The organism is Micromonospora salmantinae (assembly GCF_022230905.1).
Classification (GTDB): domain Bacteria; phylum Actinomycetota; class Actinomycetes; order Mycobacteriales; family Micromonosporaceae; genus Micromonospora; species Micromonospora salmantinae.
On sequence record NZ_JAKKFG010000025.1, the window covers coordinates 32276 to 56338 of the forward strand.

A 24063-nucleotide genomic window follows, 5' to 3' on the forward strand; every position below is an offset into this window, starting at 1 on the left:
CCCGCATCGCCTACGCCCCGGTCCCGAGCGCGCGGCTGAACCGCACGTCGCCCTCGAAGAGATGGCGGATGTCGCTGACCCCGTGCCGGACCATCAGGGTCCGGTCGATGCCCATGCCGAACGCGAATCCGGAGTAGACCTCCGGGTCGACGCCGCAGGCGCGCAGCACCCGGGGGTTGACCATGCCGCAGCCACCCCACTCGACCCACTGCGGGCCGTCCCGGTGCTCCGGGAACCACACGTCGAACTCCGCCGACGGCTCGGTGAACGGGAAGTAGTGCGGCCGCCACCGGGTCTTCGCCTCCGGGCCGAACATCGCCCGGGCGAAGTGGTCCAGCGTGCCCCGCAGGTGGGCCATCGTGATGCCCTTGTCGACCACCAGGCCCTCGGCCTGGTGGAACACCGGGCTGTGGGTGGCGTCGATCTCGTCGGTGCGGTAGACGCGACCCGGCACGATCACGTAGATCGGCGGCTTGCGGCTGAGCATCGTGCGGGTCTGCACCGTCGAGGTGTGCGTACGCAGCACCAGGCCGGAACCCTCCGGTGCGATGTGGAAGGTGTCCATCAACCCGCGCGCCGGGTGGTCGGCGGGGATGTTCAACGCGTCGAAGTTGACCCACTCCAGGTCGACCTCGGGCCCCTCGGCCACCTCGTAGCCCATCCCGACGAAGAGGTCACTGATCGACTCCATCAGGGTGCTCAACGGGTGCCGGGCGCCGCGCGGACGCCGGTCGTAGGGCAGGGTGACGTCCACCCGCTCCTCGACCAGCACCCGCTCGGCCTGCTCGCGCTCCACCACCTCGGCGCGCTCGGCGTACGCGGACTCGATCGCCCGCCGGGCCTCGTTGACCCGCTTGCCGGCGTCGGACTTCGCGGCCGGTGGCAGCGCGCCGATCTCCCGGCGCGCGAGGGAGACCGGTGACCGGTCACCCAGGTGCACCGAGCGCAGCGCGGTCAGCGCGTCCGGGTCGGCGGCGGCCTCGAACGCCTTCGTGGCGTCCGCGACGGCCTCGGCCAGGGCGGCGGGGTCGAGCAGGGCGACCTGCTTCGGGTCGTACGGATCGTTGCGGTAGCTCATGGCGTACGGGCACTCCCTCACGGCGGCGCCAGCCCTCACCGGGGCGGCTAGGCGAGTCTACGGACGCGCGGCTGTGCCGCAGCCCGCCGGTAGGAGTTGCGCAGGGAGCAGGTCAGGCCCGCCGCCCGCCGACACCGGCGGGCTGGCTAAACGAACGCCGTGTCGCGTTCATGGACGGACGCTCTCCCCTGCTGTCAGTCGCGCCGGAGGCAATCACCCTCAGCGCTGCGCTCTCGCTGAAGCGTACAGGCAGACCGCTGCGGCGGCAGCCAGGTTGAGGCTCTCCGCGCGCCCGTAGAGCGGCACCCGCACCGTGGTGTCGGCGGCGGCTGTCAACTCCTCGGGCAGCCCGTGCGCCTCCGAGCCGAACAGCCAGGCGGTGGGCCCGACGAGCCGACCGTAGTCGGTCAGGTCGTCCAGGTCGTTGTCGCCGTACCCGGTGGTGGCGAAGATCGACAGCCCGGCGGCGCGCAGCGCGTCGACCACCGCGACCGGGTCGGGGGCGCGCACCACGTCGACGTGGAAGAGGCTGCCCGCCGAGGCCCGCACACACTTGCCGTTGTACGGGTCGACGGCGTCTCCGGCGAAGATCACCGCACCCGCGCCGGCCGCGTCGGCGGTGCGCAGCACGGTGCCGGCGTTGCCCGGGTCGCGGATCTCGGCGAGCACCGCCACCAGCCGGGGAGCACCCGCGAGGGCCTGCTCCAGCGACACGTCCAGGTGCCGGCAGACGGCGACCAACCCCTGTGGGGCGACGGTCTCGGTCAGCGCCGCGAGCGCGTCGTCGGTCACCTCGGAGACCGGCACGTCGGCGCGGGCCGCCGTGGCGGCCAACTCCGGGTACCTGTCGAGCGCTGTGGTCGTACCGAACAACTCGGTGACCACCTCCGGCCGCGCGAGGGCCTCGCGGACCGCCTGCGGGCCCTCGGCCAGGAAACGGCCGGTGGCGTCGCGGTCCCGGCGGCGTTGCAGCCGGCGGGCGGCGACAACCCTTGGTGTACGCGGGGTGAAAGCCATGATGTGCGCTCCTCCGGCACGATTGAGGCGCCCCCCGGACGGCGGTGCCGACACGGGAGACGCCTCGCTCTGGTGCGTGGGGATCAGGCGGCCTGAGCCGCCGCGCCGCCGGTGCCCTCGGCCGTGACCGCGGCCCGGGCCAGCTCGACGATCGCCGCGAAAGAGGCGGCGTCGTTGACAGCCATGTCGGCCAGGATCTTGCGGTCGACCTCGATGCCGGCCAGACGCAGGCCCTGGATCAGACGGTTGTAGGTCATCCCGTTGGCCCGGGCGCCCGCGTTGATCCGCTGAATCCACAGCTGCCGGAAGTCGCCCTTGCGGTCGCGACGGTCCCGGTAGGCGTACTGCATCGAGTGCAGCACCTGCTCCTTGGCCTTGCGGTACAGGCGGGAGCGCTGACCGCGGTAACCACTCGCGGACTCCAGCAGGGTACGACGCTTCTTCTGGGCGTTTACAGCCCGCTTGACGCGTGCCATCTCAACTCCTAATTACGTAAGGTGGCGCGCGTCAGCGGCCGAGCAGCTTCTTGATGCGCTTGACGTCGGCCTTGGCCAGCACGACCGTGCCGGTCAGCCGGCGGGTCTGGGTGGAGGGCTTCTTCTCCAGGTTGTGGCGGAGGCCGGCCTGCTGGGCAACGATCTTGCCCTTGCCGGTCACCTTGACCCGCTTACCCATACCCGTGTGGCTCTTCATCTTCGGCATGTGGAACGTCTTCTCCCCTGTTACTCGCTGCTGGTGTCGGCGGCGAGGCCGGTGTCACCGGCTGCTGCGGTCTCGCTGACCGCTGCGGTCTCATCGGCTTCCGGAGCGGCGGACTCGTCCGCTGCCCGGTCCCGAGGTCCGCCGCGAGACGCCGTGGCGGCGACCGCGGAGGCCTTGACGGCCCGATGCGGGGCGAGAACCATGATCATGTTTCGACCGTCCTGCTTCGGAGCGGCCTCGACGTATCCCAGTTCCGTGATCTCGGATTCGAGCCGGCGCAGGAGCCGGTAACCCAGCTCCGGACGACTCTGCTCGCGACCGCGGAACATGATCGTCACCTTGACCTTGTCGCCCGCCTTGAGGAACCGCACCACGTGACCCTTCTTGGTCTCGTAGTCGTGCGGGTCGATCTTCGGCCGAAGCTTCATTTCCTTGATGACGGTCTGCTGCTGATTACGCCGCGCTTCGCGCGCCTTGAGTGCGCTCTCGTACTTGAACTTGCCGAAGTCCATGAGCTTGCACACCGGCGGGCGCGCCATCGGCGCAACCTCGACCAGGTCCAGATCGACGTCCGCGGCCAGCTGAAGAGCGCGCTCCAGCGGGACGATGCCCACCTGCTCACCCTCTGGGCCGACCAGTCGGACCTCACGTGCCCGGATCTGCTCGTTCACGCGTGGTTCGACGCTGATGGGGCCTCCTCGAGTCGTTTCTGCTCACTCGCCGACCCCTGCGGCTCCCGGGAGGGAACCGACCGAAAAGCAGAAGGCCCCGGCATATGCCAGGGCCCGCTCGACCGGTCAGCACGATCACAAGGATCGCGCATCCGGCACCGGGACATGCCCGGAACCGGTGACCGGACCCGGCCACCGTAGCGGCGACTCGGGTGGGAGCAGGCGCTCCGCTTTCAAGGCTGCCTGCTCGCACGCGGAGACAGCCTGGTCGACTCGATAACACTACACCGGCGGCCCGGCGACCCCCAAACCGGGCACGACCTGGTGTTCAGAGACGCCGAGCCCAGCAGGTCGGCGGGTCAACCGCGCTGGGTCAGCGGCCGACGGCGCGTTCGGCGAGGCGAGCCTGGTGGGCCTCGTGCAGCCGGCGCAGCGCGCGGACCCCGTCGACGGCCAGCTCCTTGTCGGCGGCCTGCAACGCGACCATCGGCAGCAGGTCGTCGTCGTGCAGCTCCAGGCTGGCCCACGGCGCGCCCCGGTCGAAGCGGACGCCCCGGACAACCTCCCAGGGCAGCTCGTAGGAGCTGATGACGTTACGGACCCGGATGCTCCGGGCGTCCGCCTCGACCCGGGGACGGGTGAACAGCAGGAAGCCCAGCGCACCGAAGACGCCCAGGCCGATCATGGCGATCTGGTCGCCGCGCTGGAAGCTGCCGTAACCATCGCCGGTCGGGCCACTCAACGAGGTAGCGACCAGAGCGAACACCACCACCAGGGCAGCCGCCGCCGACCAGCAGACCACGCGGATGCGGCGGGGCTTCAGGCGGACCAGTTCGGTTTCACTCACCCCACCAGTTTGCCACCCGCACTCGTCCACCAAACGCACCACCCGCCGAGCCACCACCGCAGAACCCCGAGTCCTGCGCCCCCTGGCGAGCGGAAGGGTCGCCGATCTTGCGGTTTCGGTTGTCGGTACAGGGTGATAGGCGCCCTGTGTCGGTGCGGAAAGTGCAAGATCGCGGAGCAGGGTCAGAGGCGGCAGGCGTGGATGTTGGTGACGAGGATGGCGCGGGCGCCCAGTTCGTACAGCTCGTCCATGATGCGGTGCACGTCGTCGCGGAGCACCATCGCCTGCACCGCCACCCAGCCCTCGCGGTGCAGCGGCGACACGGTGGGCGACTCGATGCCCGGGGTGAGCCCGCTGGCCCGGTCCAGCAGACCGGCCGGCACGTCGTAGGCGAGCATCACGTAGCGGCGGGCCACCAGCACACCGTGCAGGCGGCGCAGCAACTGCTCGGCCTGCGGTTGCGCGGGCGCGTCGGCGCGCCGGACCAGCACCGCCGACGAGCGCAGCAGCGGCTCACCGAAGACCACCAGGCCCGCCTGGCGCAGGGTCGCGCCGGTCTCCACCACGTCCGCGATCACGTCGGCGACCCCGAGGCGTACGGCGTTCTCCACCGCGCCGTCGAGGCGGATCACGTCGGCCTTGACGCCCATCTCGCCGAGGTGCCGTTCGACCAGCCCCGGGTACGCGGTGGCGATGCGGTGACCGCCCAACTCCTGCACGGAGGCGATGTCGTCGGGGCGGGCGGCGAAGCGGAAGGTGGCCCGGCCGAAGGCGAGGTCGACGACCTCCTCGGCCGGCGCGGCCGAGTCGATCAGCAGGTCCCGGCCGGTGATCCCGAGGTCGAGGTCACCGGAGCCGACGTAGGTGGCGATGTCCTTCGGACGCAGGTAGAAGAATTCGACGTCGTTGGCCTCGTCCCGGCAGACGAGGTCCTTGGGGTCGGTGCGCTGGCGGTAGCCCGCCTCGCGCAGCATCTGGGCGGCCGGTTCGGCCAGGGTGCCCTTGTTGGGAATGGCGACACGCAGCATGACGGAGTGCTCCTTCGATCCGGTTGGCGATCAACAGGGGTGGGGGCACTCACAGATGTCGGTAGACGTCCTTGAGTTCGAGACCGCTGGCGAGCATCAGCACCTGGACCTGGTAGAGCAGCTGGGAGATCTCCTCGGCGGTGCGCTCCGGCCCCTCGTGCTCGGCGGCCATCCACGACTCGGCCGCCTCCTCGACGACCTTCTTGCCGATGAAGTGCACGCCCTTGTCCAGCGCGGCGACGGTGCCCGAGCCCGGGGTGCCGGCGGCGGCCTTGGCCTGCAGCTCGGCGAACAACTCCTCGAACGTCTTCACGGGGAACGATTCTTCCAGCCACCCGGGCGGCACCCCGCGTCCGGGTCCGCCAAAATCCAGCAAGCGGACAATTCCCTACCAACATGGTGGGACAATTGTCGATCGATGCCCATGGAGCTCTACGCTGTCCGCCATGGCCAGCCGCTCACGTCTCCTCGCGCTCACCGTCGCCGGCGCCGTCGTCGTAGCCACCGCCGGATGCGCGCCACAGGACGAGAAACCCACCCCCAATGTCACAGCAGCGCCGTCCTGCGCCAAGGACAGCCTGCCCACGCGTACGCCGGGCAAGCTGACGATCGCCACCGACCAGCCCGCGTACGAGCCGTGGTTCGCCAAGGACAAGCCGGACAGCGGAGAGGGCTTCGAATCCGCTGTCGCGTACGCGGTGGCCGAGAAGCTCGGCTACGCCCGCGCCGACGTCACCTGGACCCGGGTCAAGTTCGACACCGCCATCGCGCCGGGGCCGAAGGACTTCGACTTCGACATCAACCAGTTCTCCATCACCGACGAACGCAAGCAGGCGGTCGACTTCTCCGCGCCGTACTACCTGGTACGGCAGACCGTCATCGCGTTGAAGTCCTCGAAGATCGCCGGCCGCAAGTCGCTGGCCGAGCTGCGGGACGCCCGGCTCGGCGCGCAGGTCGGCACCACCAGCTACCAGGCGATCACCGACGTGATCAAGCCGACCGCCAAGCCGCTGGTCTACAACAGCAACGACGACGCGAAGAAGGCCCTTCAGAACGGGCAGCTGGACGGTCTCGTGGTGGATCTTCCGACCGCCTTCTACATCACCGGCGCGGAGATCACCGACGCGACGATCGTCGGGCAGGTGCCGCAGGTCGGTACGCCCGAGGCGTTCGGGTTGCTGCTGGACAAGAACTCCCCACTGACCTCCTGCGTGAGCGGGGCGGTCGGTCAGCTCACCGCGGCGGGCACGCTGAAGGAACTGGAACAGAAGTGGCTCGCGCAGGTGGCAGGGGCGGCCGAGCTGAGGTGACGCTTCTGGACCATGCGCCCTCGAAGGCGCAGCTGCGGCGGTCGGCGTACCGGCGTCGGCAGACCGTCTACAGCGTGCTCGTCGCGGCGTCCTCGACGGCGGCGCTCGGCACGCTGCTGGTGATCGCGGTGACCGGGGCGCCGGGCTGGGACCGGGTCCGGCGGTCGTTCCTGGATCCGGAGATCGCCCGCGACGCACTGCCGACGGTGCTGAGCGGGCTCTGGCTCAACGTACGGCTGCTGGTCTGCTGTGCGGTCGGCGCGCTGCTGCTCGGGCTGGTGATCGCCGTGCTGCGGACGCTGCGCGGGCCGGTCTTCTTCCCGGTCCGCGCGCTGGCCGCCGGCTACACCTACACCTTCCGCGGCCTACCGCTGATCATCGTGCTGTACCTGCTCACCCTCGGCGTGCCGGGGCTGCGGTTGCAGGGCATGCCGCCGGTGCTGGTGCTGGGTGGGATCGCGTTGGTCCTCACCTACGGCGGCTACCTCGCCGAGGTGTTCCGGGCCGGCATCGAGTCGGTGCACTCCAGCCAACTCGCCGCGGCCCGCTCGTTGGGCCTGACCTACCGGCAGACGATGCGGCACGTGGTCCTGCCGCAGGCCGTCCGGCGGGTGGCGCCACCCCTGCTCAACGACGTGGTGGCGTTGCAGAAGGACGTCGGGCTGGTCTCGCTGGCCGGGCCGATCGACGCGGTCCGCGCCGCCCAGATCGCCACCGCGCAGACCTTCAACTACACACCCTACGTCGTGGCGGGGGTGCTCTTCGTGCTGCTCGCCATCCCGCTGATCGCGGTCACCGACTGGGTGACGCTGCGTGCGGCCCGCCGACAGTCGGGGGGCTGACCCATGGCGTTGTTGCGGTGTCGGGGCCTGCGCAAGGAGTTCGGCGGGCACGTCGTGCTCGACCACCTCGATCTGACCGTGGCCGAGCACCAGGTGGTGGCAGTGATCGGCGCGTCCGGGTCCGGCAAGTCGACACTGCTGCGCTGCGTCAACCTGCTTGACGAACTCGACGACGGGACCATCGAGTTGGACGGGGAGGACATCTCCGATCCCCGGGTGGACCCGGACCGGGTCCGGCGGCGGATCGGCATGGTGTTCCAGGCGTACAACCTCTTTCCGCACCTGAGCGTGTTGGACAACATCACCCTCGCGCCGCGCCACGTGCACCGGCGGGTCCGGGCGGAGGCGGAGGCGCAGGCCCGGGAGCTGCTGGACCGGGTGGGGCTCGGCGCCAAGGCGGACGCCTACCCGGACCGGCTCTCCGGCGGGCAGCAGCAGCGGGTGGCGATCGTCCGGGCGCTGGCCAACTCACCTCGACTGATGCTGCTCGACGAGGTCACCTCCGCGCTCGACCCGGAGCTCGTCGGCGAGGTGCTGGCGATGATCCGCGATCTGAAGGCCGACGGCATGACAATGGTGCTGGCCACCCACGAGATGGGCTTCGCCCGGGAGGTAGCCGACGAGGTGTGCTTCCTCGACGCCGGGCGGGTCGTCGAGAGCGGCCCGCCGGAGCAGGTGCTCGGCGAGCCGACCCAGCCTCGTACCCGGCAGTTCCTGCGCCGGATCATCGAGGCCGGCCGTCTCTGAAGGCCCGCCTTCAGAGACGGCCGAGGCGGCAGAGGCGTCAGCCGCCGAAGCCGACCCGCTGGGCATTGCCCGCAGCCACCGTCCGCACGGCCAGCGCCGCGTCGAGCGCCGCCACTGTGGCGGACCAACCCTTGTCCTCCGCCGAGCCGGGCAGACCGGCACGGTCGCGGGCCTGCTCGATGGTCTCCACCGTCAACACCCCGTGCGCCACCGGCTTGCCCTCGTCCAGCGCCACCCGGGTCAGCCCGTCGGTGACCGAACGGCACACATAGTCGAAGTGGGCGGTGGACCCGCGGACCACCACGCCGAGGGCGACCACCACGTCGCAGCGGCGGGCGAGGGCCTGCGCGACCACCGGCAGCTCGACCGAGCCGGCGACCCGGGCGACCACGGAACGCGCGCCGCACGCCTCGGCGGCGGCCACCGCACGCTCCAGCATGTGGTCGGTCAGCTCGCCGTGCCAGCGGGCGGCAACGACCCCGACGGTCAGCCCCGCGGCGTCGACCGCCTCGACTCCCGGCTCACCGAAACCCGCCATCGTCATGCTCCGATCTCGTCGTTGGCGACCGGACGCCCCAATGGCGCCTCGGACACCTCGTCCAACTCGTCCAGCAGGTGACCCATCCGGTCCCGCTTGGTGCGCAGGTAGCGCATGTTCTCGGGGTGCGCGCCGACCGGCAGCCCCTCGCGGCCGGTGATGGTCAACCCGTACCCCTCCAGGCCGGCCCGCTTGGCCGGGTTGTTGGTCAGCAGCCGCATCGACCGCACGCCCAGGTCGTAGAGGATCTGCGCGCCGGTGCCGTAGTCGCGGGCGTCGGCCGGCAGGCCCAGGTCGAGGTTGGCGTCCACGGTGTCGCGGCCCAGGTCCTGCAACTGGTACGCCTGCAGCTTGTGCAGCAGGCCGATGCCGCGCCCCTCGTGCCCACGGACGTAGAGCACCACGCCCCGGCCCTCCTGCCCGACCCGAGCCAGCGCGGCGTCCAGCTGCGGCCCGCAGTCGCAGCGCAGCGAGCCGAACACGTCCCCGGTCAGGCACTCGGAGTGCACCCGGACCAGCACGTCCTGGCCGTCACCGAGGTCACCCAGCACCATCGCGACGTGCTCGGCCGGGTCGTGCTCGGCGCGGTAGCCGAGCGCCCGGAACACCCCGTGCTTCGTCGGCATCCGGGCGTCGGCGACCAGCTCGACCTGCTTCTCGGTACGCCGCCGGTGGGCGATCAGGTCGGCGATGGTGACGAGCGTGAGGCCGTGCTCGGCGGAGAACTTCTCCAGGTCCGGCAGGCGCATCATGGTGCCGTCGTCGTTGACCAGTTCGCAGAGCACGCCGGCCGGACGCAGCCCGGCCAGCCGGGTCAGGTCGATCCCCGCCTCGGTGTGCCCCGGTCGGCGCAGCACCCCGCCCTCGCGAGCGCGCAACGGCACCACGTGCCCGGGGCGGGACAGGTCGGTCGGGTCGGTCGCCGCGTCGGCGAGCAGCCGGCTGGTGTGCGCGCGGTCGGCCGCGGAGATGCCGGTGCCGACCCCCTCGCGGGCGTCCACTGTCACCGTGTACGCGGTGCCGCGCCGGTCCTGGTTGGTGTGGTGCATCGGCGGCAGGTCGAGCCGGTCGGCTTCGCTCTCGGTCAGCGCCACGCAGACGTAGCCGGAGGTGTAACGCACCATGAACGCCATCAGCTCCGGCGTGGCCAACTCGGCCGCGAAGATCAGGTCGCCCTCGTTCTCCCGGTCCGCGTCGTCGACCACGACGACCGGCCGGCCGGCCGCGATGTCGGCGATCGCCTGCTCAATGCTCCCGAAGCTGGTCATGCGACGGCCTCCCGGTAGATGGGCGTACGGACGGTGGCCATGGCGCGCGAGGTGCGCCACCAGGCGGCGAAGCCCCAGACGCAGAGGGCGCCGTAGATCAGGTACATGACGGCCGACGGGTAGAACCCGCCGCGCAGCAGCAGCGGCACGCCGACCGCGTCCACAGCGATCCAGAGCAGCCAGAACTCCACCCAGCCCCGGGCCATGCCGTACGTGGCCAGCAGGCTGCCGGTGAGGATCCAGGCGTCGGGCAGCGGGCCCCACGAGCCCAAGGCCTTGAGCAGCGGGTACGCCGCGGCGGTGCCGATCACGGCGGCCACCAGCAGCATCAGTCGCTCCCGTCCGGTGGCCCAGCGCGGCACGACAGCGGCCTGCCCGGCGTCGGCGCGACGGTTGCGCTGCCAGCGCCACCAGCCGTAGACGCTGACCGCGAAGAAGAACACCTGCCGGCCGGCCTGCCCGTACAGGTCGTGCTCCTGTGGGGTGGCGAACACCCCACCGAGGAAGACGGTGAGGAGCAGCGCGTTACCGACCATGCCGACCGGCCACGCCCAGACCAGCCGGCGCAACCCGAGCAGCGCCGAGACCAGCCCGAACGCGTTGCCGACGATCTCCCTGGCCAGCACCGGCGAGCCGGCGACGTGCACCTGGGCGTCCAGCAGCCAACTGAGCGGGCCCATCAGGCCGCCCCGCCCGGGTTCGCGGCCGCCCCGCTGGCGTCGGCGTTGGTGAGCCGGTCGCCGAGCAGCCGCTCGACGTACTTGGCCAGCACGTCGACCTCCAGGTTGACCGGGTCGCCGACGCCCTTCGCGCCGAGCGTGGTCAGCTTCAGCGTGGTCGGGATCAACCCGACGGCGAACTCGTCCGCGCCGACGGCGGCGACTGTCAACGAGACACCGTCGATGGTGATCGAGCCCTTCTCCACCACGTAGCGGGACAGGGCGGCGGGCAGCCGGAACCGGACGGTCTCCCACTGCTCGGCCGGCTCCCGGGAGATCAGTTCACCGACGCCGTCGACGTGGCCCTGCACCAGGTGCCCGCCGAGCCGGCTACCGAGAGCGGCGGCCCGCTCCAGGTTGACCGGGTCGCCGGGGCGCAGCGCGCCCAGCGCGGAGCGGCGCAGCGTCTCCCCCATCACGTCGGCGGTGAAGACCCCGTCGGCCACCTCCACGACGGTCAGGCAGACACCGTTGACGGCGATCGAGTCGCCGTGCCGGGCGTCGGACGTGACCAGCGGGCCGCGTACGCCCAGCAGCGCCGAATCCCCTGCCGTCGGCGCCACCCGGACGATCTCGCCCAATTCCTCGATAATGCCGGTGAACATCTCAGCCCTCCCTTTTGCGGGGCAAAGCGGTGATCCGCAGATCCGGACCGATCTGCGTAACGTCGACGAACTCCAGATCGATGGCCTCGGCGATGGTGGTCACTCCCGCGTCGACCAGAGCGGTCGGGCCGGCGCCGAGCAGCCGCGGCGCGACGTACCCGACGATCTTGTCGACCAGGCCGGCCTCCAGGAACGCGCCGGCCAGCCGGGGGCCGCCCTCCAGCAGCACCGCGCGGACCCCGCGCTGGTGCAGCGCCGCGAGCAGCGCCGACAGGTCGACCCGGCCGTCCGGGTCGGCGCCGACCTCGTCGGCGGTCGCGATCCACGTGCGGGCGGCGCCGTCGCGGACCTTGGCGTCAGCCGGGGTACGCCCCGAGCTGTCCACCACCACCCGCAGCGGCTGCCGGATGGCCAGGCTGCCGTCGCGCAGGTTGCGGGCGGTCAACCGGGGGTCGTCGGCGAGCACGGTGCCCACCCCGGCGATGACCGCGTCGACAGTGCCGCGCAGCGCGTGCACGTCGATCCGGGCCGCCTCCGAGGTGATCCACATGCTGGTGCCGTCCGCCGCGGCGGAGCGCCCGTCGAGCGTGGCGGCGTACTTCCAGATCACGTACGGCCAGCCCCGGCGCATCGAGGTCAACCACGCGACGTTGCCGGCCTCGGCCTCCTCACCGCGTACCCCCAGATCGACCCGGACCCCGGCGGCGCGCAAGGTGGCGGCGCCCCCGGAAGCGACAGGGTTCGGGTCGGGTACGGCGATGACCACCCGGCCCACCCCGGCCTGGACGAGCGCGGAACTACAGGGGCCGGTGCGGCCGGTGTGGTCGCAGGGTTCCAGAGTGACGACAGCGGTGCCGCCCTTGGCCCGCTGCCCGGCCTGCGCCAGGGCGACGATCTCGGCGTGCGGCCCCCCGGCGTACGCGTGGAAGCCCTCGCCCACGACCTCGCCGTTCTCGTCGAGGAGCACGCACCCGACCACCGGGTTGGGGCTGGTGGTGCCGAGCCCGCGCGCCGCCAACTCGATCGCACGCCGCATCGCCTCATCAACGGAGACGCTGGCCATCGCGCTGCCCCTGCCCTCTCACTCGCCGGTCCGCGCGCGGGCGGTCAGGGAGGCGGTGGCCATGGGGCCACGGGCAGGCGGTGGCGGATTCCGGGAACGGCACAGCCGCCCCGGGGGGTCGGGTCGGCACGCTGAAGCCAGCGGCCGGCTCGGACCCGTCCGTCCCGCGCGCTGTCTCCCATCCGGACTGTCTGGGCGCGGACGAACCGCCCCCAACCGTCGGCCCCGGATTTTCACCAGGTCCACCGGACGGCAGAGCCGTCCGGGTCGCGGGCTGACCACGGTTGGACCGTGGATCACCGCCGGTTCGGAATTTCACCGAGTCCCGCCAGCGCGTGGTGGGTACCCGGAAAGTCTTACACGCCGATCCCGCTCCGTCGCCACCTAGGCGAGCTACTTCACAGCGGTATCACGCTCAGGTGACGCCGCGACGCCGGTCCACCGCCACGTACGAGCCCGGTTGACTCTTGGCCACCGTCTTCATCTCCGAGGCCACCGCGATCGCCTCGAGCGGATCGGTGAACCGCTTGCCGGCGTCGGAGAGGGACACCCCGATGGAGAGCGTGACCAGGGCCGCCCGCCGGATGTTGCCGCGTCGATCCTTCAACTCGACGAAGCCGCGCTCCCGGTCGGTCTGGTCGTAGAGCGTGTCGGCGGCGTTCTCGAAGTCGACGACCGCCCGGGACGTCAGTGGGCGCACCTGGTCCGGGGCGCAGACGATGACGAAGTCGTCACCGCCGACGTGACCGAGGAAGGCCGGTGGCAGCCCGACGCCCACCACCGCCCGGTGCAGGCTGCGGGCCAGCGCGGAGATGAAGTCGTCGCCGCGCACGAAGCCGTACCGGTCGTTGACACTCTTGAACCGGTCGATGTCGACATAGCCGACGGCGTAGTCCACGCCGTTTCGGACCCGATCGCTGATCTCCCGACGGATCCGGCTGTTGCCCGGCAGCCCGGTCAGCGGGGAGACCTCCCGGAACTCCTTGTTGCGGCGCAGCGTGGACGAGACCCGGGCCACCAACTCGGCGGTGTCGAACGGCTTGACCAGGTAGTCGTCCGCGCCGGCGCTGAGCCCGTGCACCTTGTCGACGGTCATCCCCTTGGCGGTCAGCATGATCACCGGAAGGGCTGACGTCATCGGGTCGGCGCGCAGCCGGCGGGTCAGCTCCAGCCCGTCGATCCGGGGCATCATGAGGTCGACCACCGCGAGGTCCGGCCGTTGGCGTTCGATGACCTCCAGGGCCTCCTGGCCGTCGCTGGCGTGGATCACCTCGAAGCCGTGCAGCCGCAGGTTGAACTCGACGAACCGAGCGATGTCCGCGTCGTCGTCCACGACGAGAATGATGTCCTTGCGGTCGGCCTCGGGCTCCACCTCAGGCCCCGGGCGCCGCGCGTTCCGCCAGTGCCCGCAGGTGCCGTACCGCCTCCGCCGGGTCGGCGGCCCCGTACACGGCGGTGCCGGCCACGAACGCGTCGGCGCCAGCCGCGGCCGCCTGCTCGATGGTGTCGGCGGCGATCCCGCCGTCCACCTCGATGCGCAGCTCCAGGTGCCCGGCCGACGCGTGCCGCCGGGCCGTCCGCACCTTCTCCAGGAGCTGCGGAATGAACCGCTGCCCACCGAAGCCCGCCTTGATCGTCATGATCAGCAGGGTGTCGAAGCTGGGCAGCAGGTCCAGGTAGGGCTCGATCGGGGTGTCCCGGTCGATGGCCAGGCCCGCCTTCGCACCGGCCGAACGCAGGTCCTTCGCGAGCGCCACCGGGTCGTCGGACGCCTCCGCGTGGAAGGTGACGTTGTACGCCCCGGCGTCGGCGTACCCGGGGGCCCACCGGCGCGGGTCCTCGATCATCAGGTGCACGTCGAAGGGCATCGTCGTGACGGCCCGCAGGCTCTGCACCACGGGCAGCCCAATGGTCAGGTTCGGCACGAAGTGGTTGTCCATCACGTCGACGTGCAACCAGTCCGCGGCGTCCTCGACGGCACGGACTTCTTCGGCGAGGCGGGCGAAATCGGCGGCCAGGATGCTCGGCGCGACGATCGGCGGCGGTACGGTCACGGGGCCAGTGTACGAAGGTGGCCACCCGCCACCCGCATCGCGGCACCTTTGGGGACGCCCTGTGACCCAGCAGTGACCATTGGTGCAGAATTGGACGCTCCGGACCCTCGAATCCGGACGAACAGACATCAGCCACTGGCCGATCGACGGAAACGCGACGACACTCCAACCGGGACGGTGCCGTAGGCTGCACGCCCGCCGGGGTCTCGCCGCGGGGCGCGGCGACCGGCCGCCAGCTCCCGGGAGGGCGGACGATGCGACGGTGGCTTCCAGCGCTGGTGCTGGCCAGCGTCACGACGATGCTGCTGCTGGCCGGCTGCGCGCCGGCGCGAGGCGCGGACGGTGATCTCACCGACGACTGGCCGACGCTGCGGGTTCCGAAGCCGTTCACCCCCGCCACCGACACCTGCCTGCCGCGGATCGCCACTGTCGTGCAGGCCAGCACGTACGAGACGGTGGACTGCGCGCGCAACCACCTGGCCGAGACCATCCACGTCGGCACCTTCGTCGGGCCCGACGCGCTGACCGAGGCCCGACCGGAACCCGGATCGTCGGCGCTGCGCACGGCTCGCGCCGAGTGCGACCAGCGGGCCCGCCAGGTGCTCGGCGGCGACTGGCACACGGCCAGACTCGCGCTGTCCCTCGCGTTGCCGTCCGCGCCCGCCTGGGCCGGCGGCGCCCGCTGGTTCCGCTGCGACCTCAGCGAGACCGGCAGCATCGACAACACCCGCCCGGTGAACCGCACCGGCAGCCTGCGCGGCGCGTTGATCGGCGACACGCCCCTGACGCACCGTTGCTTCGACCCCAAACTGATCGGCGACAACCTCAACTACATGGCGCCGGTGCTGTGCACCGAGCCGCACCGCGCCGAGTTCGTGGGTGTCTACGAGGAGCGGGACATGAGCTGGGCGGAGTTCGCCAAGTCCGCCGAGCAGGCCCACCGGCGCTGCATGGCGCTGATCGCCGAGTACGCGGCGGTGCCCAACAACAGCGAGCTGCCGTACCGGGCCGGGTCCATCTACTACCCGCCGTCGCAGCGGGAGTGGGAGGACGGCGACCGTGGAGTGCGCTGTTTCCTGTGGAGCGACGACCGCAAACTCACCCGCTCGATGCGCGGCGCCGGTCCCGAGGGACTGCCCGCGATCTGAACATCGTTGCCGTATGCTGCTGCGCCGTGGCGCTATCGACCGGCTGGGTCCGGTCGGGGGCCAGCAGCAGCGGGAGGTCGGGATGCGACGGTGGCTGGCGGCGTTCGCCGGGGGTGGTGCGCTGGCCCTGGCGCTGGCCGGGTGCGGCGCACCCGCCGGAATCGACAGTGACCTCATCGACGACTGGCCGGCGCCCGTCGCGGCGCAGCAGTTCGTCCCCGCAGCCGACGTCTGCCACCAGAGTTCCCAGCAGGTCGGCTTCCTGACCGGCTACAACCCGACGGCGTGCACCGAGGCGCACCGGGTGGAGACCATGCACGTCGGCACCCTCACCGGTCCGGGCGCCGACGGCGGCACGCCTCCGCAGCCCGGCTCCGCCGGCATGCGGGCCGCGCAGACCGGGTGCGACACGGCGGTCAACAAGGCGGTGGGGGCCGACTGGCGTTCCGGGCGGCTCGGCCTGACCGTCGTGCTGCCGTCGCCGCAGGCCTGGTCGGGCGGAGCCCGCTGGTACCGCTGCGACGTCACCGAGATCGCCAGCATCGACGACACCGCTGTCGACCTGCGCACCGGCAGCCTCCGGGGCGCGCTGTCCGGAGCGGCCCCGCTGGCGTACCGCTGCTTCAACCCGAAGCTGGTCAAGGACGACATCGACGAGATGGTGCCGGTCTCCTGCACCGCCAAGCACCACGCCGAGTTCGTCGGCGTCTGGCAGGCGCCGGACACCACCTACGCCGAGTTCACCCGCAGCACCAAGCGGACCCACCGGGCCTGCCAGACGATGATCGCCAAGTACGCCAAGGTCCCGGACAACTCCCAGCTCGACTTCCGCGCCGGCACGATCTACTACCAGCCGTACGAGGAGGAGTGGCGCAACGGGAACCGGGGCGTGCAGTGCTTCCTCTGGATCTCCGACCGGAACCTGACCCGCTCGATGAAGAACGCCGGCACCAAGGGCCTCCCGGTCACCTGAGCGCGCCGCGCACGGCGTCCGGCCGGTCGGTCGACCGGCCGGACGCGTGGAACGGATCAGCCTCGGCGCAGGACGGCGAGGAACATCGCGTCGGTGCCGTGGCGGTGTGGCCAGAGCTGCACTGTCGGCCCGTCACCGAGACCGGGCATGCCGGCCGGCAGCAGCGGGCGGGCGTCCACGAAGTCCACCGCAACCCCGCTACGGCGGGCCGCCTCGGTGACCGTCACGTGCGTCTCGACGGTGTGCGGCGAACAGGTCACATAGGCGACCAGGCCACCCGGGCGGACCGCCCGCAGCGCCGCGCCGAGCAGTTCCCGTTGCAGCCGGGTCAGCGGCGGCAGGTCGGACGGTTGGCGACGCCACCGCGACTCCGGCCGACGACGCAGCGACCCCAGCCCGGTACACGGGGCGTCGACCAGCACCCTGTCGAAGTGCTGCTCCGGCAGTTTCGGGTCGCCGCCGACCTCACGGCCGTCCATGGTCAGCACTGCCACCGGCAGGTCCCGGGTCGCCAGGGAGACCAGCCGGGCGCGGTGCTCGGCCACCTCCACCGCTGTCACCCGGGCACCCCGCTGCGCGGCCAGCGCGCCGAGCAACCCGGCCTTGCCACCCGGGCCGGCGCACAGGTCCAGCCAACGTCCGTCCGGGCCGTCCAGCGGCGCGTCGGCGAGCGCGGTGGCCACCAGCTGGGAACCCTCGTCCTGGACGTGGGCCCGGCCGTCGACCACCGCCGGGATGTCGCCCGGCGACCCGCCGGGCAGATAGACGGCGTACGGCGAGAAGGCGCCGGGCGCGCCGCCGACCTGGTCGGCCAGCTCGATCGGGTCGATCAGGCCGGGCCGGGCACACAGGTGCACCGGCGGGCGCTCATTGTCCTCGATCAGGAGGCGCTCCGTCTCGCCCAGATCGCCGCCGAGCGCCTCGGAGAAGGCCCGCACGATCCACTGCGGGTGGCTGTACGCCAACGCGAGGTGCCCCACCGGGTCGGTCTCCATCGGTGGGGCGAGCTTCGCCACCCAGGCGTCCGCGTCACGGCTGGACACCTCGCGCAGCACCGCGTTGGCGAAACCGGTGGCGCCCGGAGCGACCGAACGGACCAGGTCCACAGTCGACGACACCGCGGCGTGCGCCGGCACCCGGGTGTGCAGGAGTTGGTACGCCCCGAGCCGCAGCGCGTCGCGTACCGGCGGGTCGATCCGGGCCACGTCCCGGCCGGCCGCGTCGGTCAGGATCGCGTCCAACGTGCCCAGGTGGCGCAGGGTGCCGTAGGTCAGCTCGGTGGCGAAGGCCGCGTCCCGACCGAACAGCCCCTCTTCCCGCAGGATGATGGGCAGCACCAGGTTGGCGAACGCGTCGTCCCGGTGCACCGCCGCCACCGCCTCGTACGCGGCGCGGCGCGGTCGGTCCAGCGGTGGTCGGACCGGGCGCCGGTCCCCGCCACGGCCGGTCGACGGGCCGGAGCGCGTCGGTCGGGTTCCCTCCGGTGCCGTCACGCGAAGTCCTCTCCAGTGCCGACCCGGACGCCGCGCGCCCAGTCGGTAGCGTCCATCGCCCGCTTGCCCGCGGCGCGGACCTCGCCGAGACGTACCGGCACTGTCGCCGTGCCGGCCAGCACCCGGGACTTCTCCACCAGCAACTCCCCCGGCTTCAGCTGCGGGCCGTCGGGCACCGGGACGACCGGGCCGAGCTTCACCCGCTCGTCGCGGAACGTGGTCCAGCCACCCGGCGCGGGCGTACAGGCCCGGATCCGCCGGTCCACGGCGAAGGCCGGGTCGCTCCAGCGCACCCGCGCGTCGTCCACTGTCAGCTTCGGCGCCAGCGACACCCCGTCGGCCGGCTGCGGCTCGGCGCGGGCGGTGCCGTCGGCTATCGCGTCGAGCACCGCCACCAGCAACCCGGCGCCGGATTCGGCGAGCCGCCCCAGCAGGTCGCCGGAGGTGTCGGTGGCGCGGATCTCGTCGGTCAGCGTGCCGTAGACCGGGCCGGTGTCCAGGCCCTCCTCCAACTGGAAGACGCTGGCCCCGGTCAGCTCGTCGCCGTGCAGCACGGCGTGTTGCACGGGTGCGGCGCCACGCCACGCGGGCAGCAGTGAGAAGTGCAGGTTGATCCAGCCGTGCCGGGGGATCTCCAGGGCCGCCGGCGGCACCAGCGCGCCGTAGGCGACCACCGGCACGCAGGCCGGCTCCAGCTCGCGCAGCCGGTCGAGGAACTCCGGGTCGCGGGGGCGGGCCGGCGTGAGCACCTCGACGCCGTGCTCGTCGGCCCACGCGCCGACCGGTGAGCGGGACAGACCCCGCCCACGCCCGGCGGGCGCGTCGGGCCGGGTGACCACTGCCACCAGCTCGTGCCGCGAGGCGGCGACGGCGGCCAGGGCGGGAACGGCGACGGCCGGCGTACCGGCGAAGATCACGCGCATCCGGGTCAGCGCCCCAGACCGAAGGGGTCGCTGATGTGCGGGCTGAGCTTGACAGTGGGCGGGGCCGCCGCGTCGTACCACTCGGCCTGGCGGATCGCCTTCATGGCTTCCTTGCGCCCCTCCGGGTCCAGTCGGTCCAGGAAGAGCACCCCGTCGAGGTGGTCGGTCTCGTGCTGCACGCAGCGCGCCATCAGGCCGGTGCCGACGATCTGCATCGGGTCGCCGAACGAGCTGAAGCCCTTGGCGACGACGTTCTGCCGACGCTTGGTGTCGAAGTAGAGCCCGGGGATGGACAGGCAGCCCTCCGGGCCGTCCTGCTCCTCCTCGTCGGGGAACTCCAGCACCGGGTTGATCAGGTGCCCGAGGACGTCGTCGACGTCGAAGGTGAACACCCGCAGGCTCACACCGAGCTGCGGCGCGGCCAGGCCGGCGCCGTTCTGCTCACGCATCGTGTCGGTGAGGTCGGCGACGAGCCGACGTAGCTCGGCGTCGAAGTCGACCACCGGATCGGCCGGCATGCGCAGCACCGGATCCCCAAACAGACGGATGGGCTGGACGGTCACGCGGGACGGCTCCTTCTTCGGGTGGACGAGCGGTGCCGTACCAGTCTACGGAGTGCCCGGCCGGGCGCCGGGCGGCGCACCTCGCTCAACCACCGCCGGTGTGCCCAGCGTCACCGGCGGGCGTCCCGGCGAACAGCTCCCGAACCCGTTCGGCGTCCGGGTGGCCGAGATCGTCGAGGATGACCAGGGCCCGCCGCCAGGTACGGGCGGCGCCTGTCACGTCCCCCACCGCCCGTCGGCTCTCGCCCAGCCGGGACAGGGTGTCCGCCTCGTCGTAGCGGTCGCTGACCCGCCGGTACAGCCCGAGGGCCCGCTGGAAACAGCGGATCGCCGCCCGGTGGTCGGCCAGTCGGGCGTGGATGAAGCCGATGCTGTCCCAGGTGTTCGCCTCACCGTGCCGGTCGCCTGTCGTCCGCAGCAGCGCCAACGCCTCCCGGCAGTGCCCGAGCGCGGGCTCGTACCGGCCGAGCTGGGCGTACGCCCACCCCACCGCGTTGCGGGCGCTGGCCTCCCCGGCGACGTGACCGGCGGCCCGGTACAGCGCCAGGGCCCGCTCGCTCTGCTCCAGGGACTCGGCGTGCCGGCCGAGCCCGTCCAGCATCGCGCCGAACGCCCGGTGGGTGCGCGCCTGCCCGGTGTGGTCGCCCAGCTCCGCGAAGATCACCAGGGCTTGTCGGTAGTTCCTCGCCGCCTCGTTCACCCGACCCAGCCGGGACAGCACCCGGGCCAGGTCGCGGTGGGCGTTCGCCTGCCCGGGTCGGTCGCCGGCCCGCTGCGCCCCGGCCAGGGCGTTCCGCTGGGCCACGGCCAGGTCCGGCCACCGCCCCCGGCGTTGCAGGAAGTCCACCAGTGTCCAGGCCAGTTGCCAGGCATGGCCGTCGAAACCGGCCCGCCTCGCATGGGCGACCGCCGCCAGCAGCACCGGATACTCGACGCTGAACCAGGCGAGCGCCTGACCGAGGTCGGTGATCTCCTCGGGCAGCACACCCGGCGCGGCGGCGGTGAGGGTGACCGGGTCCCGACCCGGTTGCAGCAGCAGCGCCGCGGCGTGGGCGGTGTGCAGGTAGTGGTCCAGCCCGCGCCGGATCGCGGCCCGCCGGGCCTGCTCGGGTTCGAGACGTTCGACCTGCTCGGCCGCGTACGCCCGGAGCAGGTCGTGCGCGCCGAACCGGCCGGGGGCGTGCTCGGTGACGAGGTGCGCGTGGGCCAGTTCGGCCAACAGTCGGGGCACCTGGGCCCGGGGCAGTCCGGCCAGACTGGCCGCCGCGGCGAACCCGATGTCCGGTCCGGGATGGCAGCCGAAGAGCCGGAACAGGCGGGCCGCTGCCGGGGTCAGACTCCGGTACGACCAGGAGAAGACGGCCTGCACGTCGGTGCCGGCGTCCCCTCCGTCGAACGAGTCGAGTGGTCGCGGCGCCGCCCGCAGTTCGGCCGCGAGGGTGGCCAGCGGGAACGTGGGCTTCTCCGCTCCTCTCGCGGCGAGCACGGCCAGCGCCAGCGGCAGCCGCGCACACCGCTCGATGATCTCGTCCACCGCCTGTGGCTCGGCCGCCAACCGGTTCGTGCCGAGCCGCCGGGCCAACAGTTGCCGGGCCTCGGCGGCGCTCAGCAGGTCGACGCCGATCGGCCGGGCACCTTCGGCGGCGATCAGGCCGGCGAGCCGGTTGCGGCTGGTTACCAGGACCAGGCAACTCGGGCTGCCGACCAGCAGGGGTCGGATCTGGTCGGCGTCGCGGGCGTTGTCCAGCAGCACCAGCACCCGGCGGCCGGCGAGCAGGCTGCGGTAGAGGCCCACCTGCGCGGGCAGGTGGGTGGGGATGCGTTCGGGCGGCACCTCGAGGGCCTCCAGGAAACCTCGGACCGCCTCGACGGCCGTCACCACCGTTCCGGTGGCGTCGAACCCGCGCAGGTCGACGTAGAGCTGGCCGTCCGGGAAGCGATCGGCGACCCGGTGCGCGAAGGTGACCGCGAGGGTCGTCTTGCCGACCCCGGCCGTACCGGACAACGTCATGACGGTGACCGATGCCACGCCGTCGTTCTCGGGCGCCACGGCGCGAGCGCATTCGGCATCGAGCTGGGCGAGTTGGGCCGCACGCCCGACGAACCCGGGCAGCGCCGGGGGCAGTTGGCGGGGTATCGGGAACCGGGGGGACGTGGTGCCGGCGCGCGAGCCGCCGACCCTGGCCCGCGGCACCGCCCGCCCGGTGGTGGCGTGCTCCCGGTTCGGGCGTCGACGTCGCTCCTCGACCCGGTCCCGCGCGGTGGCCAGCACCCCCTGCTCGGCGGGGGTGGCCCCGAGCAGTCGGATGAGGGCGTCGAACCGCTCCGGCGGCGGCAGGATGTTGCCGGCGAAGTACTCCCCGATGATCCCGCGCGACCAGCCGGTCTTCGCTGCCAACTGCCGGTACGTCAGCAGGGTCTCGCCCTGCTGCCGGGCTTCGCGGCGGCGCAGCTGGCGCAGCAGCCCGGCCAACTCGGGAAGTGTCTGCGCCTCGATGCCGGCGCGGACCAGCTGGGCTGACCCGTGTGACGTCTGATGAGTGCCGGAAGGTATCCACGGCTCGGACATGTGACCCCCACCCCCGGTCATCCGGCCCCCCGGATGCGCACGGGCAGGGTAATTCCGGGCCGACGCAGCTCGATAGACGGTTGCCAATGTATGACAGTTCCACGTCGCCTGTACCGGCTACGTGACCGCCCGTCGGGTCTGCGCCTGGCGGAGCTACTACGAGGACATGTTCTCCGGCATGGCCGCAGTGGGCGCCTCGGGCGTCATCCTCGGCTGAGCCGTCGCGGCGAAGGCCGTACGACTCCGGGCCGGCGCGCGTACCCCGCGCGTCAGCCCGGCCTCACGCTGGGTTCAGACGCTGGCGCCCGGGTCGCCCGCGAGCACCGCGTCGCCGCGGAGCAGCGCAGGCTCGGGCAGCGGCAGTTGGATCTTGTGGGCCGCCTCCCAGTCGTAGATCAGGCCGGGGCGCACCTGGGCGGCGAAGTAGTCGATCGCGGTCATCCCACCCACTACCGGCTCGTCGACCTCGGCGACCAGCTGGGCGGGAACCAGGGAGAACCCGTTCTGCAGGGCGGCGCTGAGGCGGCGGTGACCGTCGACGACGAAGAAGTACTCGCCGGTGAACCCGATCTTCAGCGGTTCGAGGGCCTCGTCGCCGGCCTCGGCCACCCCACCGACGAAGTCGGTGTCCCACAGACCGCGCAGGGTGGCGATGTCCTCGGTCGGGTAGACCCGGGCCGGGTCCAGCAGCAGCAGCGGCGGCGCGTCGCGCAGCACCTCGGCGCCGAGCGTGCCTTCGTACGCGGCCACGATGTGCTCGATCACCTCGCTGGCGGACGCCCGGGTGGTGTCGCAGATCAGGTCATAGTTGCGCAGCCGGGCCTTGTCCACCCCGTAACGGATGATGAACCGGCTGCGCTCGCTCGCGCTGCGCTCCCGGAGCTTGGCCTTGGCCTCCTCCAGGGAGGCGTAGCTCTCCGCCGGCCCGGAGGGGCGGGCGAGCACCCGGCGGGCCGCCTCGCCCGGCTCGGTGATCATGTGCACCTTGAGCGCGTCGGTGAAGAAGTGCCAGGCCAGCCGGGAGTCCATGACGAGGCGCTCACCGGAGGCGGCGATGTCCCGCTGGAGCTGGTCGACGTAGCCGTCGACGGCCTGGTCGAGCTCGGCGTGCAGGTTGAGCTGCAGCGCGGTCATCTGCCGCTGCTGCGCCATCTCCCGGTAGAGGTCCCCCACGCTGACCCGGCGCATGCCGAGCCGCTTGGCGATCTCGACCGACACGGTGCTCTTGCCGCTGCCGAGGTCGCCGTTGAAGACGATCGATTGTCCAACGGTCACGACTGGTCCACCCCTGATCACCGGCTCATTGACATCATCGACCTCGCGCCCGACCGACGCGTTCCCGCCATCGTCGCGCCATCCTGCGGCGGCTCCAGCTCGGCGCGGCTGACGCCCCCTCGCGACCTGGAGCCCGTCGTACGCCTTGGCATGACGGGCGATGCTACCACTCGGGCGCCACCGCTTTGCCGGACGCGGTGTGCGAGGGCCCCCGGCAGCGGGCGAGGTCCGCGGCCGTCGGCACCGGGCCGAAACGCCTCAGAACAGGCTCAGCGGATCGACCTGGAGACGAACCGGATCGGCGGCCTTGCGAGCGGCCCGGACGCCGGCGGCCAAGTGCAACGCCTCGGCGAGCGCGGCGGCCCGGGCCCGGGGCACCCGGACCAACATCCGCTCCCGGCCCTCCTCGGCCGGCACCGGCCCGAGCACCTCGGCGTCGTCGGGCAGCCGGGCCGCGGCCAGCAGGTCCGCCACCGCCTCGGCCGCTCCGGTGACGCTCGCCATCCGCACGGCCGGCGGGAAGCCCAGCTCGCGGCGCTCGGCCAGCTCCCGACCGGCGAACCAGGCGGCGTCCCAGCGCAGCAGCGCCTGCACGGGGGCGAGCGCACCGTCGGCGACCACCACCACCCG

General features: G+C 72.2%; 25 protein-coding genes, 1 pseudogene and 1 riboswitch. Of the genes and pseudogenes, 5 read left to right on the plus strand and 21 right to left on the minus strand.

Annotation, left to right across the window (positions count from 1 at the left end):
• Window positions 1-10: 10 nt before the first annotated feature.
• From pheS to PSH03_RS20785, 8 genes are all read right to left on the minus strand, one after another.
• The gene (gene pheS / locus PSH03_RS20750; protein WP_030335722.1) at window positions 11-1078 is read right to left on the minus strand and encodes a phenylalanine--tRNA ligase subunit alpha; all 1068 of its coding nucleotides are present in this window, start codon (window positions 1076-1078) and stop codon (window positions 11-13) included.
• A 219-nt stretch (window positions 1079-1297) separates the two neighbouring features.
• A complete protein-coding gene (locus PSH03_RS20755) occupies window positions 1298-2095 on the minus strand; it encodes a TrmH family RNA methyltransferase (protein ID WP_247669881.1) in 798 nt (265 codons plus the stop codon).
• Between the two features lie 83 nt (window positions 2096-2178).
• Window positions 2179-2571: a 50S ribosomal protein L20 gene (gene rplT / locus PSH03_RS20760; protein ID WP_030488429.1), complete on the minus strand. Its 393-nt coding sequence runs from the start codon at window positions 2569-2571 to the stop codon at window positions 2179-2181.
• 31 nt (window positions 2572-2602) lie between these two features.
• Window positions 2603-2797 carry a 50S ribosomal protein L35 gene (gene rpmI / locus PSH03_RS20765; RefSeq protein ID WP_007458415.1) on the minus strand — a complete coding sequence of 65 codons (195 nt, stop codon included), beginning with the start codon at window positions 2795-2797 and terminating at the stop codon, window positions 2603-2605.
• A 20-nt stretch (window positions 2798-2817) separates the two neighbouring features.
• Entirely contained in the window at window positions 2818-3468 is a 651-nt protein-coding gene (gene infC, locus PSH03_RS20770) for a translation initiation factor IF-3 (RefSeq protein WP_030488427.1), read from the minus strand.
• 373 nt (window positions 3469-3841) lie between these two features.
• Window positions 3842-4315: a PH domain-containing protein gene (locus PSH03_RS20775; protein ID WP_238690151.1), complete on the minus strand. Its 474-nt coding sequence runs from the start codon at window positions 4313-4315 to the stop codon at window positions 3842-3844.
• A 182-nt stretch (window positions 4316-4497) separates the two neighbouring features.
• Complete coding sequence (gene hisG, locus PSH03_RS20780; RefSeq protein WP_210785439.1) at window positions 4498-5343, minus strand: ATP phosphoribosyltransferase; 846 nt, start codon at window positions 5341-5343, stop codon at window positions 4498-4500.
• A 49-nt stretch (window positions 5344-5392) separates the two neighbouring features.
• Window positions 5393-5656 carry a phosphoribosyl-ATP diphosphatase gene (locus PSH03_RS20785; RefSeq protein WP_030335709.1) on the minus strand — a complete coding sequence of 88 codons (264 nt, stop codon included), beginning with the start codon at window positions 5654-5656 and terminating at the stop codon, window positions 5393-5395.
• 133 nt (window positions 5657-5789) lie between these two features.
• On the opposite strand from PSH03_RS20785, the gene PSH03_RS20790 reads away from it, so the two are divergent.
• The 3 genes from PSH03_RS20790 to PSH03_RS20800 are packed head-to-tail and all read left to right on the plus strand — an operon-like array spanning window position 5790 to window position 8242.
• Window positions 5790-6653 carry an ABC transporter substrate-binding protein gene (locus tag PSH03_RS20790; protein ID WP_238690152.1) on the plus strand — a complete coding sequence of 288 codons (864 nt, stop codon included), beginning with the start codon at window positions 5790-5792 and terminating at the stop codon, window positions 6651-6653.
• Between the two features lie 5 nt (window positions 6654-6658).
• Window positions 6659-7495 (plus strand): amino acid ABC transporter permease, encoded by an 837-nt coding sequence (locus tag PSH03_RS20795; protein ID WP_255750944.1) that lies wholly within the window; start codon window positions 6659-6661, stop codon window positions 7493-7495.
• A gap of 3 nt (window positions 7496-7498) precedes the next feature.
• Window positions 7499-8242, plus strand: a complete 744-nt coding sequence (locus PSH03_RS20800; RefSeq protein WP_282102866.1) for an amino acid ABC transporter ATP-binding protein — start codon at window positions 7499-7501, stop codon at window positions 8240-8242.
• A 37-nt stretch (window positions 8243-8279) separates the two neighbouring features.
• Here the strand turns inward: PSH03_RS20800 and ribH are convergent, their stop codons facing one another.
• The 7 genes from ribH to rpe form a co-directional block, all read right to left on the minus strand.
• Window positions 8280-8780: a 6,7-dimethyl-8-ribityllumazine synthase gene (ribH, locus tag PSH03_RS20805; RefSeq protein ID WP_210785464.1), complete on the minus strand. Its 501-nt coding sequence runs from the start codon at window positions 8778-8780 to the stop codon at window positions 8280-8282.
• Between the two features lie 2 nt (window positions 8781-8782).
• Window positions 8783-10048, minus strand: coding sequence for a bifunctional 3,4-dihydroxy-2-butanone-4-phosphate synthase/GTP cyclohydrolase II (locus PSH03_RS20810; RefSeq protein WP_210785442.1), 1266 nt, complete (start codon window positions 10046-10048; stop codon window positions 8783-8785).
• Entirely contained in the window at window positions 10045-10728 is a 684-nt protein-coding gene (gene pnuC / locus PSH03_RS20815; protein WP_210785443.1) for a nicotinamide riboside transporter PnuC, read from the minus strand. Before pnuC ends, PSH03_RS20810 begins: the two co-directional genes overlap by 4 nt.
• The gene (locus tag PSH03_RS20820; RefSeq protein WP_210785444.1) at window positions 10728-11372 is read right to left on the minus strand and encodes a riboflavin synthase; all 645 of its coding nucleotides are present in this window, start codon (window positions 11370-11372) and stop codon (window positions 10728-10730) included. The genes pnuC and PSH03_RS20820 overlap by 1 nt, the downstream gene beginning before the upstream one ends.
• 1 nt (window position 11373) lies before the next feature.
• Window positions 11374-12435, minus strand: a complete 1062-nt coding sequence (gene ribD / locus PSH03_RS20825) for a bifunctional diaminohydroxyphosphoribosylaminopyrimidine deaminase/5-amino-6-(5-phosphoribosylamino)uracil reductase RibD (protein ID WP_210785445.1) — start codon at window positions 12433-12435, stop codon at window positions 11374-11376.
• A 166-nt stretch (window positions 12436-12601) separates the two neighbouring features.
• Window positions 12602-12772: riboswitch (FMN riboswitch) on the minus strand.
• Between the two features lie 78 nt (window positions 12773-12850).
• Window positions 12851-13918 (minus strand): response regulator, encoded by a 1068-nt coding sequence (locus tag PSH03_RS20830; RefSeq protein ID WP_255750946.1) that lies wholly within the window; start codon window positions 13916-13918, stop codon window positions 12851-12853.
• Window positions 13809-14489: a ribulose-phosphate 3-epimerase gene (rpe, locus tag PSH03_RS20835; protein ID WP_210785447.1), complete on the minus strand. Its 681-nt coding sequence runs from the start codon at window positions 14487-14489 to the stop codon at window positions 13809-13811. Before rpe ends, PSH03_RS20830 begins: the two co-directional genes overlap by 110 nt.
• A gap of 254 nt (window positions 14490-14743) precedes the next feature.
• Here rpe and PSH03_RS20840 point away from each other — a divergent pair, with 254 nt between their 5' ends.
• Both PSH03_RS20840 and PSH03_RS20845 read left to right on the plus strand, forming a co-directional pair.
• A complete protein-coding gene (locus tag PSH03_RS20840; RefSeq protein WP_210785448.1) occupies window positions 14744-15637 on the plus strand; it encodes a septum formation family protein in 894 nt (297 codons plus the stop codon).
• Between the two features lie 82 nt (window positions 15638-15719).
• Window positions 15720-16610 (plus strand): septum formation family protein, encoded by an 891-nt coding sequence (locus PSH03_RS20845; RefSeq protein WP_210785465.1) that lies wholly within the window; start codon window positions 15720-15722, stop codon window positions 16608-16610.
• A 56-nt stretch (window positions 16611-16666) separates the two neighbouring features.
• Here the strand turns inward: PSH03_RS20845 and PSH03_RS20850 are convergent, their stop codons facing one another.
• The 6 genes and pseudogenes from PSH03_RS20850 to PSH03_RS20875 all read right to left on the minus strand — a co-directional run.
• Window positions 16667-18145, minus strand: coding sequence for an RsmB/NOP family class I SAM-dependent RNA methyltransferase (locus PSH03_RS20850; RefSeq protein WP_247669886.1), 1479 nt, complete (start codon window positions 18143-18145; stop codon window positions 16667-16669).
• Window positions 18100-19026: a methionyl-tRNA formyltransferase gene (gene fmt / locus PSH03_RS20855; RefSeq protein ID WP_238690154.1), complete on the minus strand. Its 927-nt coding sequence runs from the start codon at window positions 19024-19026 to the stop codon at window positions 18100-18102. Before fmt ends, PSH03_RS20850 begins: the two co-directional genes overlap by 46 nt.
• A gap of 5 nt (window positions 19027-19031) precedes the next feature.
• The gene (gene def, locus PSH03_RS20860; RefSeq protein ID WP_238690155.1) at window positions 19032-19589 is read right to left on the minus strand and encodes a peptide deformylase; all 558 of its coding nucleotides are present in this window, start codon (window positions 19587-19589) and stop codon (window positions 19032-19034) included.
• 85 nt (window positions 19590-19674) lie between these two features.
• The gene (locus tag PSH03_RS20865; RefSeq protein WP_238690156.1) at window positions 19675-22158 is read right to left on the minus strand and encodes an ATP-binding protein; all 2484 of its coding nucleotides are present in this window, start codon (window positions 22156-22158) and stop codon (window positions 19675-19677) included.
• 291 nt (window positions 22159-22449) lie between these two features.
• Window positions 22450-23433: an AAA family ATPase gene (locus PSH03_RS20870; protein ID WP_210785452.1), complete on the minus strand. Its 984-nt coding sequence runs from the start codon at window positions 23431-23433 to the stop codon at window positions 22450-22452.
• A 258-nt stretch (window positions 23434-23691) separates the two neighbouring features.
• Window positions 23692-24063 (minus strand): annotated as a pseudogene (locus PSH03_RS20875) (primosome assembly protein PriA); the annotation flags it as partial.

Coding starts and splice junctions, on each gene's coding strand:
- pheS (WP_030335722.1), bottom strand. CDS start 1,078: ATGAGCTACCGCAACGATCCGTACGACCCGAAGCAGGTCGCCCTGCTC.
- PSH03_RS20755 (WP_247669881.1), bottom strand. CDS start 2,095: ATGGCTTTCACCCCGCGTACACCAAGGGTTGTCGCCGCCCGCCGGCTG.
- rplT (WP_030488429.1), bottom strand. CDS start 2,571: ATGGCACGCGTCAAGCGGGCTGTAAACGCCCAGAAGAAGCGTCGTACC.
- rpmI (WP_007458415.1), bottom strand. CDS start 2,797: ATGCCGAAGATGAAGAGCCACACGGGTATGGGTAAGCGGGTCAAGGTG.
- hisG (WP_210785439.1), bottom strand. CDS start 5,343: ATGCTGCGTGTCGCCATTCCCAACAAGGGCACCCTGGCCGAACCGGCC.
- PSH03_RS20790 (WP_238690152.1), top strand. CDS start 5,790: ATGGCCAGCCGCTCACGTCTCCTCGCGCTCACCGTCGCCGGCGCCGTC.
- PSH03_RS20800 (WP_282102866.1), top strand. CDS start 7,499: ATGGCGTTGTTGCGGTGTCGGGGCCTGCGCAAGGAGTTCGGCGGGCAC.
- ribH (WP_210785464.1), bottom strand. CDS start 8,780: ATGGCGGGTTTCGGTGAGCCGGGAGTCGAGGCGGTCGACGCCGCGGGG.
- PSH03_RS20810 (WP_210785442.1), bottom strand. CDS start 10,048: ATGACCAGCTTCGGGAGCATTGAGCAGGCGATCGCCGACATCGCGGCC.
- pnuC (WP_210785443.1), bottom strand. CDS start 10,728: ATGGGCCCGCTCAGTTGGCTGCTGGACGCCCAGGTGCACGTCGCCGGC.
- PSH03_RS20820 (WP_210785444.1), bottom strand. CDS start 11,372: ATGTTCACCGGCATTATCGAGGAATTGGGCGAGATCGTCCGGGTGGCG.
- ribD (WP_210785445.1), bottom strand. CDS start 12,435: ATGGCCAGCGTCTCCGTTGATGAGGCGATGCGGCGTGCGATCGAGTTG.
- PSH03_RS20840 (WP_210785448.1), top strand. CDS start 14,744: ATGCGACGGTGGCTTCCAGCGCTGGTGCTGGCCAGCGTCACGACGATG.
- PSH03_RS20845 (WP_210785465.1), top strand. CDS start 15,720: ATGCGACGGTGGCTGGCGGCGTTCGCCGGGGGTGGTGCGCTGGCCCTG.
- fmt (WP_238690154.1), bottom strand. CDS start 19,026: ATGCGCGTGATCTTCGCCGGTACGCCGGCCGTCGCCGTTCCCGCCCTG.
- PSH03_RS20865 (WP_238690156.1), bottom strand. CDS start 22,158: ATGTCCGAGCCGTGGATACCTTCCGGCACTCATCAGACGTCACACGGG.